Genomic DNA, 12,120 nt, shown 5'->3' with positions numbered 1-12,120 from the left:
CGAAACCCGCGCCGACTACAACCGCTTCAACGACAGCGTCTACGTCCCGAGCGGCTACACCGGCAAGATGCCCAACGGCGACGCCATCGACTCCACCTCCACCTTCGCCTCCCTGCGCTCCTTCTACAAGAACGACCCGGCCTGGTCGAAGATCCAGGCCTACCTCGCAGGCGGCGCCGCCCCCGTGTTCACCTACCACCGCTTCTGGGCCCAGGCGGACATCGCCCTGGCCATGGGCTCGTACGCGGAGCTTCTCGAATAAACCCCCGCTGAGCACTCCGCCGTGCGGGCTGTGTTCGTCCGCGTGGCCGGACATGACCGGCCGCGCGGCGCCCCGCGCCCCTGGTAGCCCCTTCGGGATCCGGGCGCGCGGGGTGACGCCGCCCCTCGACGGAGTCGCTCGAAGGCTCCGCGTACGTGGCCCCGTCACCTGACGACGGGGCCCAGGCCGGGCGGCCCCCACCCGCACAGGGGGCCGCCCGGCAATCGCACGCCCCGCACCCGCCCCTCCACCCCGCAACCGCACGTCTCGCACTTCCCCCCGCACCGATCTCCTCCCCATGGCGTTTCGCGAGGAAGGAACCCCCACCGTGCGAAGAACCCGCATCCTCACGGCCGTACTGGCGCTCGCCGCCGGCCTGATCGCGGGCAGTCCGCCCGCGCTCGCGTCGGACAGCCCGAGGGCGACGCTCGCCGCCGAGTCGTACACCTGGAAGAACGCCCGGATCGACGGCGGCGGCTTTGTGCCGGGCATCGTCTTCAACCGCAAGGAGAAGAACCTCGCCTACGCCCGCACCGACATCGGCGGCGCGTACCGCTGGCAGGAGTCGGGCAAGAGCTGGACTCCTCTGCTGGACTCGGTCGGCTGGACGGACTGGGGGCACACCGGCGTGGTGAGCCTGGCCTCCGACTCCGTCGACCCGAACAAGGTGTACGCGGCGGTCGGCACATACACCAACAGCTGGGATCCGGGGAACGGGGCCGTGCTGCGCTCCGCCGACCGGGGCGCGAGCTGGCGGAAGACGGATCTGCCCTTCAAGTTGGGCGGCAACATGCCCGGCCGGGGCATGGGCGAGCGGCTCGCGGTCGACCCGAACAAGAACAGCGTGCTCTACCTGGGCGCCCCGAGCGGCAAGGGCCTGTGGCGGTCGACGGACTCGGGCGTCAGCTGGTCGCAGGTGACCGGCTTCCCCAACGTCGGCAACTACCAGCAGGATCCGGCCGACACGAGCGGGTACGCCTCCGACAACCAGGGCATCGTCTGGGTCACCTTCGACGAGTCCACTGGGACGTCCGGCACCGCGACGAAGACGGTCTACGTCGGCGTGGCGGACAAGGACAACGCCGTGTACCGCTCGACGGACGCGGGCGCGACCTGGTCCCGGCTGGCCGGACAGCCCACGGGTTACCTGGCGCACAAGGGTGTTCTGGACGCCGTCAACGGCTATCTGTACATCGCCTACAGCGACAAGGGCGGCCCCTACGACGGCGGCAAGGGCCGGCTGTGGCGGTACGCGACGACCACCGGGACGTGGACGGACATCAGCCCGGTGGCGGAGGCCGACACCTACTACGGCTTCAGCGGTCTGACGATCGACCGCCAGAGGCCGGGCACCGTCATGGCCACCGCCTACAGCTCCTGGTGGCCGGACACGCAGATCTTCCGCTCGACGAACAGCGGCGGCACCTGGACGAAGGCATGGGACTACACGTCGTATCCCACCCGTGCGAACCGGTACACGATGGACGTCTCGTCCTCGCCGTGGCTGACCTGGGGGGCGAACCCGTCGCCACCGGAGCAGGCGCCCAAACTCGGCTGGATGACGGAGGCGTTGGAGATCGACCCGTTCAACTCCAGCCGCATGATGTACGGCACGGGAGCGACGATCTACGGCACGGAGAACCTCGCCGAGTGGGACAGCGGAGGCCGGTTCACCCTCAAACCGATGGTGCAGGGGCTGGAGGAGACGGCGGTCAACGACCTGGCCTCTCCCCCGACCGGCGCCCCGCTGCTCAGCGCGCTCGGCGACGTCGGCGGCTTCCGCCACACGGATCTGACGAAGACGCCGTCGATGATGTTCACCTCCCCGAACTTCACGACGACGACGAGCCTGGACTTCGCCGAGAAGAACCCCGCCACGGTGGTCCGGGTCGGCAACCTCGACTCCGGCCCGCACGTTGCGTTCTCCACGGACAACGGCGCCAACTGGTTCGCCGGCACCGACCCGTCGGGCGTCAGCGGCGGCGGAACGGTCGCCGCCGCGGCCGACGGCAGCCGGTTCGTGTGGAGCCCCGCGGGCGCGCCCGTGCAGTACACCACCGGTTTCGGCACCTCGTGGCAGGCCGCGAGCGGGATCCCCGCCGACGCGATCGTCGAATCGGACCGGGTCGACCCCAAAGTCTTCTACGGCTTCAAGTCCGGCAAGTTCTACGTGAGTTCGGACGGCGGCGCGACCTTCACCGCGTCTTCGGCGACCGGGCTGCCCAGCGGGGACAGCGTGCGTTTCAAGGCGCTGCCCGGCGTCCGGGGCGACGTCTGGCTGGCGGGCGGGGCGAGCGACGGCGTCTACGGACTGTGGCACTCGACCGACGCCGGCGCGACCTTCGCCAAGCTGTCCAACGTCGAGCAGGCGGACACGATCGGCTTCGGCAAGGCGGCCACAGGAGCGTCGTACCAGACCCTGTACACCAGCGCGAAGATCGCCGGCGTCCGTGGCATCTTCCGCTCGACGGACAAGGGAGCGACCTGGACCCGCATCAACGACGACGCCCACCAGTGGGGTTGGACCGGCGGGGCCATCACCGGCGACCCGAGGGTGTACGGGCGGGTGTACGTGTCGACGAACGGCCGGGGCGTCGTCTACGGCGACACCTCCGACACCGGCGGCGGGGACGGCGGGGGTGGCACGGACCCCACGCCACCCACGCCGACGGGAGCCTGCGCGGTGACGTACACGATCACGAACCAGTGGTCGGGCGGCTTCCAGGCGGACGTCAAGCTCACCAACACCGGGACGACCGCGTGGTCCGGCTGGAGCCTCAACTGGAGCTTCGCCGACGGGCAGACGGTCTCCCAGCTCTGGAACGCCGACCACACCCAGTCGGGTCCGTCCGTGACGGCGAAGAACATCGGCTGGAACGGCAATGTGGCGGCCGGTTCGTCGGTCGCCTTCGGCTTCACCGGCAGCTGGTCGGGGTCCAACACGAAACCGGGCGTGTTCAAGCTCGGCGATCAGAGCTGCACGGTGAACTGAAACCGGCGGGGGCCCGCCGCACGCTCGCGTGCGGCATCACGGAGCGGAACCGTGGACCGGAACCACAGGGCACGCCCGAGGCCCTGAACCGGCACCACCGTGAGGACCGCACCCACCATGAGGACCGAGGGGACGGACGGGCGCCGTCCCCTCACCCGTCCCCGGATGCACGCGGGTCGCCGTATTTCGCGGCCAGTTCGGTCACCGTCCTCGCGATCCGCGCACGCAGTCCGGCCGGCCGTAGCACCTCGACGTCCGCCCCCAGGCGCAGGAACTCGGCGTGGGCGTGCTCGACGGATTCGATCGGCACCGTGACCGTCGTCCAGCCGTCCGCCGCCGGCGGCTCGTCGAGCCTCGTCGCCCGGGTGAGCGCCACGCCCGGCGCGAGCCGCACCACCGCCTCCGCCCTGTCCCGGTACAGCCGCTCGTGGAATCCGCGCTGGTACTCCGCCCAGTGGGCGGCCAGGTCGAAGTCCGCCGGTCGCACGAACTCCTGCTCCATCAGGGTGAGTTCGAGGATCTGGTCGACGCGGAAGGTACGCGGTCCTGGGCCGGCCACGACGTACCAGCGTCCCGCCTTGAGAACCAGTCCGTAGGGTTCGAGCCGGCGTTCGACGTCGGTGGGCTCCTTCCAGCGTCGGTAGACGACGTGCAGGACCCGGTTGTTCCACACCGCGTCGGCGACCGCCGTCAGATACGGCGCCTCGTGCGCGCCCGCCTCCGTGTACCAGCCGGGCGCGTCCAGGTGGAAGCGGCCGCTGATCCGGTCGGCGTGCGCCCGCAGCTCCGCCGGGAGCGCGGCACGGACCTTGAGCTGCGCGGCGGCCAGGACCGATCCGAGGCCGAGCTGGGCGGCGGCGCCGGGAGCGCCGGCCAGGAAGAGGGCCTCGACCTCGTCGGCGTTCAGTCCCGTCAGACGGGTCCGGTATCCGTCCAGCAGGCGGTAGCCGCCCGCGTGGCCCGCGTCGCCGTACAGCGGGACGCCCGCCGCGCCCAGCGCCTCGACGTCCCGGTAGACCGTGCGCACCGACACCTCCAGCTCCTCGGCGAGCTGCGCGGCGGTCATCCGCCCCCGCGTCTGGAGCAGCAGGAGGATCGAGACGAGACGGCTGGACTTCACTGACACATGATGTCAGCGAAGCGGCCCTAACGTCCTGCCCATGACCTTCTCCCGCCCCACTGCCCGACCCCTCGCCTCCGCAGCGCCCCCGGCTCCCCCGGTCTCCTCTGCGTCCTTTGCGCCCAGCGTGCCCTTCGTCGAGAAACCGCTGACCGTGCTTCCCCCGATGGAGCTCGCGGGACGGTGGATCAAGCGCTACCACGTCACCGCCGATCCGGCGGGCATCGCGCCGGAGGTAGAGCAGGCGGCCTACGCGATCCTCCCCGACCTGCTGCCCGAGCCGGACGGGACGCCGCCTGCCACGTTCGTCGTCCTGCACCGGGGCGGCGACGACGGCGCCTACCTCAACGCGTACAGCTGGGTGTGGGACAACGTGCTGCACTTCGGGGGCGCCGCGGCGGGCCAGCCGGTGCTGGGCTGCCCGGACCACGACCCCACCCACTTCGTGACGACCGACCGGCCCTGGATCGGCTGCGTCTGGGAACTGCCGCCGATCCTGCACGAACGGGACGCGTGGGTACGACACATGCTCGACCGCCCGGCGTCCGAGGCCCCGGACCTCGAGGCCTATCTGGCCGACTCCCTGACCGACCGGACGACGGGAGAGCGTTCATGAGCGGCCCGCACGACTTCGACTTCTTCCACGGCGAGTGGGAGGTCCGCCACCGCAGGCGCACCGACTTCCTCGACCCCGGCAGCCAGTGGGAGGAGTTCGCGTCCACGGCCGTGTGCCGGCCGCTGTTCGACGGCGCCGCGAACATCGACGAGATCGACATGCCGCACCTCGGGGCGAAGGGACTGACCCTGCGGCTCTTCGACCCGGAGACCCGCCAGTGGTCGCTGAACTGGGCGTCCAGCCGCAGCGGCCGGCTCTTCCCCCCGGTGATCGGCGGCTTCGGAACATACGACGGAGACGGAGACGAGGTCGAGGGGGCCGGCGTCCGGGAGGGCTCGGGTGGGCCCCGTCGTGATCGCGGAGAGTTCTACGGCGACGACGTCCACGACGGACGGAACGTGCGGGCCCGCTTCATCTGGTCGGGCATCTCGGGCGCCTCCGCCCGCTGGGAACAGGCCTTCTCGTCGGACGGCGGCCGGACCTGGCTGACCAACTGGGTCATGGACTTCACCCGCCCGAGCGTCACGCGCCCCGTTGCGTATCCGGTTACGCAAAGGATTGCTCCACCCGAGGGCGCGCGACCGGAATCATCCCAGAAGGCGGTTTCCGAAACGCCCTGAGAGTGAACACCGGGTCGGGGCGGGGCCGGTCCTGGTCCGGCAGGGCCGCGAGGCGGGCGGCGAAGTCGTCGGCGAGCGGATGCCCGGGCGGCAGGGTGACGAACCAGCCGCGTCGCAGGTCCGCGATGGCCCGGCGCGGGCTGCGGCCCTGTCCCCGGCCGGGGAAGCGGGCCTCGCCGGCCGGGACCAGACCACATCCGAGGGCGTACGACTCGACGGCCTCGGCGGTGTCGGAGGCGGGGCGGGGCGGACGGGCGGCCAGGACGACATCGATGTCGCTGCCCACGTTGTGCGAGGCGCCCTTGTCGACCGTGGTGACGTAGACGCCGCCCGGCCGCAGCACCCGCGCGCACTCGGCGACGATCCGCCGCGCGTCCGCGGGATCTCCGACGAGGTGGAGCAGCCAGACACTGCTCACGGCGTCGAACCCCCCGTCCCGGAAGGGGAGCCGGCGGGCGTCGGCGAGGACGACCGCGCCGGGCAACCGGGCGGCCGCGTGCCCGGCCATGGCGGGGGCCCGGTCCACGCCCGTCACGCGAAGCCCCTCCCGGCCGGACGCGAGCCGCCGGGTCACGATGCCCGTGCCGCAGGCGACGTCCAGCAGACTGCGGGCCCGAGCCGGCACGAGGCTCAGCACGCCCTGCGCGGCGGCCGCCGCCCGGGGTTCGCCGCCGCGCGAGACGTCGTACCGTTCGGCTTCCTCGTCGTAGTCCAGCACGCGCGTTCCCCGATCCGTCGCCGCCGTCGCCCGCCCCTGCTCCCTGCCCGCCGTGCCCCGCGCTTCTCGCTTGTTGCCGCTTATTTCTGGCCGCTTGTTTCTTCTCTTCTTGTTTCTTGCCGCTTCTTGCTGTTTCTCTCCCGTGTTGCCTGGTGGGTCAGCGGGCCCCGTGTGCGGGGGCCGCTTCCTCCACCCGGCGGGCCAGTTCGACGTCGAGGCGGGTGACGGCCCCTCCCGCGCTGTGGGTGTGCACGGCGAGGGCCACCGAGTGGTAACCGAGGGTGAGCTCGGAGTGGTGGTCGAGCTCCTCCTGGATCCGGGCGACATGGACGACCAGGGCCGCCGCGGCGAAGTGGGAGTCCAGTCGGTACGAACGGGTGAGACGGTCGCCGTCCAGAGACCAGCCGGGCAGCTCGGACAGGTGCTCCTCGATCTCTTTCCGCGACAGCGGTTCGACGGCCATGTCCCGGCTCCCTTCCTGGGTGTCGCGTACCTGTCCAGCGTGCCACAGGAACGCCGTCCCGGCCCTGGTCAGAGGTCCGCCCGTGGTCAGCAGGCGACGCTCGCGGCGAGAGAGCGGCTACAGCCGCGCACATCCCTGCGTTCCTCAACTACGGTCTTGGGCATGACCACTGCCGCGACCGGTACGAACGCCGTGCCCACCGTCCCCGCCGTGCCCGCCGACCGTGGTGTCGGCCCGTTGCTGCGGGCCTGGCGGGAGCGTCGGCGGATGAGCCAACTGGAACTGGCGCTGAGCGCCGACTCCTCGGCCCGGCACATCAGCTTCGTGGAGACGGGCCGCTCCCGGCCCAGCGAGGAGATGGTGCTGCGGCTCGCCGAACGCCTGGACGTGCCCGTGCGGGAGCGCAACGCGCTGCTCCTGGCCGCCGGCTACGCCCCGCGCTACCCCCAGACCCCGCTCGACGACCCCGCGCTGGACACGTTGCGCACCGGACTGGAGCGGCTCATCCGGGGCTACGAGCCGTATCCGGCGCTGGTCATGGACGCGCTGTACGACGTGGTGGCGGCCAACAGGGGCATCGCGATGCTGCTGGACGGCGTGCCGGAGTCCCTGCTCACGCCGCCGCTCAACGCGATGCGCCTCACCCTCCACCCTCAGGGTCTCGCGCCGCGCATCCACAACCTGCCGGAGTGGCGCGGCCACCTGCTGGCGCAGATGGAACGCCAGATCGCGCTGTACCGCTCGGCGCCGCTGCGGGCGCTGTACGACGAGGTCGCCGCGTACCCGCTCGCCGAGAGCCCTTCTCCGACCAGCTCTTCTTCGGCCGGCTCTCCTCCGGCCGGCCCGGCGGAAGACGTTCCGTACTTCGCGCTGCCGATGCGGATCGAACACGAGGGAAGGGTCCTCTCCTTCATCTCGTCCGTCTCCACCTTCAACACCCCCATGGACGTGACCGTCGCCGAACTCGCCATCGAGACGTTCCTCCCGGCCGACCCGGCCACGGTGAAGTACCTCCACACGGCTGTCGGTTGATGCACCGTCATGCCGAGACCGCGAGGAATGTTCGACTCCGTTCCCGTGAGTCGCGCACCGGAACGTGACACACTGGCCGGTGTGCCCGAACGCGTAGGGGAGACGTGGCGTGAGTGAACGGCGGCCCGCGCCCACGGTGGGCCAGGTGGTGCTCGGCAGGCGTCTGCAGGAGCTGCGCGAGGCGGCCGGTCTCAGTCGCGAGGAGGCGGCCCGCGCGCTGCGCGTGGCCCCGGCGACCGTACGCCGCATGGAGACGGCCGACGTCGCGCTGAAGGTCCCCTATGTGCAGGTGCTGCTGGAGACGTACGGGGTCCCCGAGGCCGAGACCGAGACGTTCGTCTCGCTCACCGAGGACGCGAACCGGCCCGGCTGGTGGCAGCGCTATCACGACGTGCTGCCGGAGTGGTTCAGCCTCTACGTCAGCCTGGAGGGCGCGGCCCGGCTGATCCGCTCGTACGAGCCGCACTTCGTTCCGGGGCTGCTGCAGACGGAGGACTACGCGCGGGCCGTCCTGGACGCGGGCACCGTCGGGCGGACCACCCCGGAGGCGATCGAGCGGCACGTGTCGCTGCGGATGGCGCGCCAGCGACTGCTGGAGAGCGAGGACCCGCCCCACCTGTGGGTGGTGATGGACGAGACGGTGCTGCGTCGCCCCGTGAGCACGGACGCCGCCGTGATGTCCGAACAGCTCGACAAACTGCTGGAGTTCGCCGAGCACGACCGGGTCACCCTGCAGATCTCCGAGTTCGCGGCCGGTCCCCATCCGGGGACGTCCGCGCCGTTCTCGCTGTTCCGTTTCGCCGAGCCCGAACTGCCCGACATGGTCGTCACCGAGTATCTGACCGGCGCCCTGTATCTCGACGACCGCAAGGAGGTCTCCGCGCATCTGGAGGTCCTCGACCACATGACGACGCACGCCGCGTCGGCGCTGCACACCAAGAACATCCTGCGCGACCTCCGCGCCGGCCTCTGAACGCGGCCCGCCGCCCGAGCCGCTCCCCTTCGGACCTTTCCAGGAGCAGACCAGGATGACCGGAACCGACCCGGACCACTTCGCCGCACGTGTCGACACCACCAGGCCGCATCCCGCGCGTGTCTACGACTGGTGGCTGGGCGGCAAGGACAACTACCCCGTGGACGAGGAGCTGGCCCGGCGGATCCTCGCCGTGGACGACACGGTGCTGCGCGGCGCACGGGCCAACCGGCGGTTCATGCAGCGGGCCGTGCGGGCGGCCGCCGAGGCCGGCATACGCCAGTTCCTGGACGTCGGCACAGGAATCCCCACCGAGCCCAACCTGCACCAGGTGGTGCAGGACGTGGCACCCGAGGCGCGGGTCGTCTACGCGGACAACGATCCGATCGGGCTGCGGCACGCGGAGGCGCTGCTGCACGGGTCGGCCGAGGGCTCCACCCGGTACGTGCACGCCGACGTCCGCGACCGCGTCGCGTTGCTGAACCGGGCCGCCGGCTCTCTGGACTTCGGGCGGCCGGTCGCGCTGTCGCTGGTGGCGCTGACGCACTATCTGGGCACGGACCCGGACGGCGACGACGTACACGGCCTGCTGAAGGACTACACGGCCGCACTCGCCCCGGGCAGTTGGCTGATCCTCTCCCAGGTGACCGCCGATCTGAACCCGGAGGCGGTCGGGAAGGCGGCCGAGAACTTCCGGCGCAGCGGCACGCCCTTCCACCCCCGGCCGCTCTCCGAGTTCGTCCGCTTCTTCGACGGCCTGGAGCTGCTCGGCCCCGGCGTGATCCCGGTCTCCGGCTGGCGGCCGGAGCCGCAGGACGTGGCGGCCCAGGCAGAGGGCATCGTGCCGGTCTACGCCGGGGTCGCCCGCAAACCCTGACCGGGCGGGACGGAGAGCCGGAGGGGCGGGTGAAGGCCTCACGCGGCCCGTCCGACGCCCGGTCCGCTCCGGTAGCATCGGCCACCGCGAGTCAACGATTCTTCACGGTCGGTGCTGCGGGGGAAGCGGGCATGGTCAAGAAGTACGTCGTGTCGCCGCACGGGGGTCGCGGCGCCCATCCCGACATCGCGTCCGCGCTGCGCGCCGCCGCCGCACGGGGCCGGGCTGCGCGCGTGGAGATCGCTCCCGGCCATTACGAGGAGGAGCGGCTCGCCCTCCGCGGCGAGGTCGAGCTGATCGCGCTCGGCGAGCCCGGCTCGGTGGTGGTGAGCCGACCCCGCGGCACCGTGCTCGACGTCCTCGGCTCGGTGGCGGTCCGAGGGCTCGTGCTGGTCGGCCGGAACGCCGACGCCGGTGTCGTCGACTGCCAGGGAGGGGCCCTCCTGCTCGACCGGGTGGAGGTACGGGCGCACGACGGGGTGTGCGTGCACGTGCGGCCGCACACGGCCGCAACATTGACGGACAGTCAGTTCTGGTTCGGCCGGGTCGTGTTCGCCGGTTCCGCCGGGCACGTCGAACGGTGCCGGTTCGCCGACTCCGCGAACAACGCCCTCGCGGTGATCGAGAGCGCCCGGGTCACGATGCGGGCCAGTCGCGTCGACGGTGCCCGCATCCACGGCGTGCGGGTCAGTGACGCATGGGCGCATCTCGCCGGATGCGAGGTCACCGGGACCGAGAAGGCGGCCCTCATGGCGGACACCCGGGCCGAGTTGACGGTGGAGGACTGCAGGATCGACGCCGTGCACATGGCGGCGCTCGCGTTCGTCGAGCAGTCCCGCGGCTCGGTGCGCGGTACCCGCGTCACCGACGCCGAGAACGGGATCCTGGTGGCGAGCGGCGCCGACCCCTCGGTGCACGGCTGTGTGTTCGCCGACTGCCGGGACACCGGCGTACATGTCCAGGACGCGGGCCGGGGCACGTTCGAGGACTGCGAGATCCTCGGCGCGGGGAACATCGGCGTGTTGTCCACCGGCGGCGGCGCTCCCCGGGTGACCGGCTGCCGCGTCACGGGCGGCAACGTCGGCATCGCGGTCACCGACAAGGCCCGGGGCCGCTTCACCCGCACCGCCGTCCTGGACCTGACGGGCGTCGCGCTGCGGGTCTGGGACGAGAGCAAGGCCGTCTTCGAGCAGATCCGCGTCGAGCGCTGTCCGTTCGGCCTGGAGACCCGCGGCAACGGCGGGACGACGGCCGAGCTCACCGACTCGACGATCCACGACTTCGACATGGCGGCCGTGGCCGTCGTCGGCCAGTCCCGGGCCACGCTGAAGGGGGTCTCCGCACAGCGCGGGCTGCTGGGCTTCAGCGCCGGCGAGGAGGCGCAACTGCACGCGCACGACTGCGACGTCTCGGCGGTGACCACCGGCGGGGCCCTCGCGCACGGAACAGCGCGGCTCGTCGTCGCGAACCTCCGCGTCAGCGACGCCCAGTCGTTCGGCGTCTGCGTGACGGGCTCGGCGTATCTGGACGTCTCGCACAGCCGCTTCGACGACTGCGCGGCCACCGGCATGCGCTTCGACGGCTCGGGCGGCGGCCGGCTGGTGGAGTGCTCGGTGACCGGCACCGGGGTCACGGCCGTCCAGCACAACGGCCGCGTCGACCTGACCACGCTCCGCACGACCCTGCCGGTCGTGCGGATCGCCGAACCCGCCGCCGCGCCGACGTCCGTCGTCAACAACTACTACGGGCCCGTCTTCCACCAGGCGGTCCATCACGCCCAACTGGCCTGGAACAACAGCAGCGTCGTCCAGCAGCAGACCAACCACAGCGACGAGGACGGAGTCGGCCGATGAACGACCCGCAGCAGGTGAACAACTATGACGGACCGGTGTTCAACGACGCCGTGTCGAGCTCCCAGTTCGCCTGGAACAACGAGACGGTCACCCAGAACCAGCAGCTCAACGGCCCGGTGGCGCCGGGGTACGAGGCGCTCGCCTCGCTGGTGGGCGAGCTGCTGCGGCAGCTTCCCGGGGCCGGCCTCGCCGATCGCGAACGCGAGGACGCCGAGGCCGCCGCCCGGGACGTGCTGACGGAGGTGACCGGACCGCGGGATCCCGAGCCGGGCCGGCTGCGCCGCGCCCTGAACGGACTCAGGGGCGCCCTGGCCCCGGTGGCGACGGGGATCGCGGCCGGAACGGCGGTGGGGGCGCAGGAGTGGGCACAGGAGGCGATCAGGGGCCTCAGCGGCCTGCTCTGAATCCCTGGTCGCCCGGCCCCCTGCCCTCCGCGTCGGGCCAGGCGGCCGTGACCGTCCGGGCCCTGCGGCCGTGACCGTCCGGGCTCGCCGGCCGGTGGGGCTCCGGCCGGCGAGGCCGGACTTGTTTCTGAACGTGTTCCCGAGCCTGTTTCCGGGCTTGTGCGGGGCTCGCCGTGGCCCGCACCGCGAC

At 71.8% G+C, this 12,120-nt stretch carries 12 protein-coding genes; 9 read left to right on the top strand and 3 right to left on the bottom strand.

What is annotated here, in order from left to right; all coding sequences use genetic code 11:
* Window positions 1-262: glycoside hydrolase family 48 protein (locus tag BG482_RS35520; protein WP_141746566.1), on the top strand; the 262-nt coding region annotated here is incomplete at its 5' end.
* A 328-nt stretch (window positions 263-590) separates the two neighbouring features.
* Window positions 591-3,254 carry a cellulose-binding domain-containing protein gene (locus tag BG482_RS35515; protein WP_069773338.1) on the top strand — a complete coding sequence of 888 codons (2,664 nt, stop codon included), beginning with the start codon at window positions 591-593 and terminating at the stop codon, window positions 3,252-3,254.
* 151 nt (window positions 3,255-3,405) lie between these two features.
* Here the strand turns inward: BG482_RS35515 and BG482_RS35510 are convergent, their stop codons facing one another.
* Window positions 3,406-4,374 (bottom strand): YafY family protein, encoded by a 969-nt coding sequence (locus BG482_RS35510; protein WP_069773337.1) that lies wholly within the window; start codon window positions 4,372-4,374, stop codon window positions 3,406-3,408.
* Between the two features lie 127 nt (window positions 4,375-4,501).
* Between BG482_RS35510 and BG482_RS35505 the strand changes: the two genes are divergently transcribed.
* Window positions 4,502-4,990 carry a hypothetical protein gene (locus tag BG482_RS35505; protein WP_069773336.1) on the top strand — a complete coding sequence of 163 codons (489 nt, stop codon included), beginning with the start codon at window positions 4,502-4,504 and terminating at the stop codon, window positions 4,988-4,990.
* Window positions 4,987-5,610, top strand: coding sequence for a hypothetical protein (locus tag BG482_RS35500; RefSeq protein WP_370745940.1), 624 nt, complete (start codon window positions 4,987-4,989; stop codon window positions 5,608-5,610). The genes BG482_RS35505 and BG482_RS35500 overlap by 4 nt, the downstream gene beginning before the upstream one ends.
* On the opposite strand, the gene BG482_RS35495 is transcribed toward BG482_RS35500, so the two are convergent.
* Both BG482_RS35495 and BG482_RS35490 read right to left on the bottom strand, forming a co-directional pair.
* Complete coding sequence (locus tag BG482_RS35495) at window positions 5,537-6,328, bottom strand: class I SAM-dependent methyltransferase (RefSeq protein WP_069773335.1); 792 nt, start codon at window positions 6,326-6,328, stop codon at window positions 5,537-5,539. The two genes, BG482_RS35500 and BG482_RS35495, sit on opposite strands and share 74 nt — an antisense overlap.
* 157 nt (window positions 6,329-6,485) lie before the next feature.
* On the bottom strand, window positions 6,486-6,791 hold the full coding sequence (locus BG482_RS35490; RefSeq protein WP_069773334.1) for a 4a-hydroxytetrahydrobiopterin dehydratase: 306 nt from the start codon (window positions 6,789-6,791) through the stop codon (window positions 6,486-6,488).
* 162 nt (window positions 6,792-6,953) lie between these two features.
* On the opposite strand from BG482_RS35490, the gene BG482_RS35485 reads away from it, so the two are divergent.
* The 5 genes from BG482_RS35485 (at window position 6,954) to BG482_RS35465 (ending at window position 11,930) form a co-directional block, all read left to right on the top strand.
* The gene (locus BG482_RS35485) at window positions 6,954-7,823 is read left to right on the top strand and encodes a helix-turn-helix domain-containing protein (protein WP_069773333.1); all 870 of its coding nucleotides are present in this window, start codon (window positions 6,954-6,956) and stop codon (window positions 7,821-7,823) included.
* A 109-nt stretch (window positions 7,824-7,932) separates the two neighbouring features.
* The gene (locus tag BG482_RS35480) at window positions 7,933-8,796 is read left to right on the top strand and encodes a helix-turn-helix transcriptional regulator (RefSeq protein ID WP_069773332.1); all 864 of its coding nucleotides are present in this window, start codon (window positions 7,933-7,935) and stop codon (window positions 8,794-8,796) included.
* Window positions 8,797-8,851: 55 nt separating this feature from the next.
* Window positions 8,852-9,673, top strand: coding sequence for an SAM-dependent methyltransferase (locus BG482_RS35475; protein WP_069773331.1), 822 nt, complete (start codon window positions 8,852-8,854; stop codon window positions 9,671-9,673).
* Window positions 9,674-9,804: 131 nt separating this feature from the next.
* Window positions 9,805-11,526, top strand: a complete 1,722-nt coding sequence (locus tag BG482_RS35470; RefSeq protein WP_069773330.1) for a right-handed parallel beta-helix repeat-containing protein — start codon at window positions 9,805-9,807, stop codon at window positions 11,524-11,526.
* Window positions 11,523-11,930 (top strand): hypothetical protein, encoded by a 408-nt coding sequence (locus BG482_RS35465; RefSeq protein WP_069773329.1) that lies wholly within the window; start codon window positions 11,523-11,525, stop codon window positions 11,928-11,930. Before BG482_RS35470 ends, BG482_RS35465 begins: the two co-directional genes overlap by 4 nt.
* Window positions 11,931-12,120 lie beyond the last annotated feature (190 nt).

Source organism: Streptomyces sp. LUP30 (genome assembly GCF_001746365.1).
Classification (GTDB): Bacteria; Actinomycetota; Actinomycetes; order Streptomycetales; family Streptomycetaceae; genus Streptomyces.
This window is presented reverse-complemented; position numbering and strand designations above follow the sequence as displayed.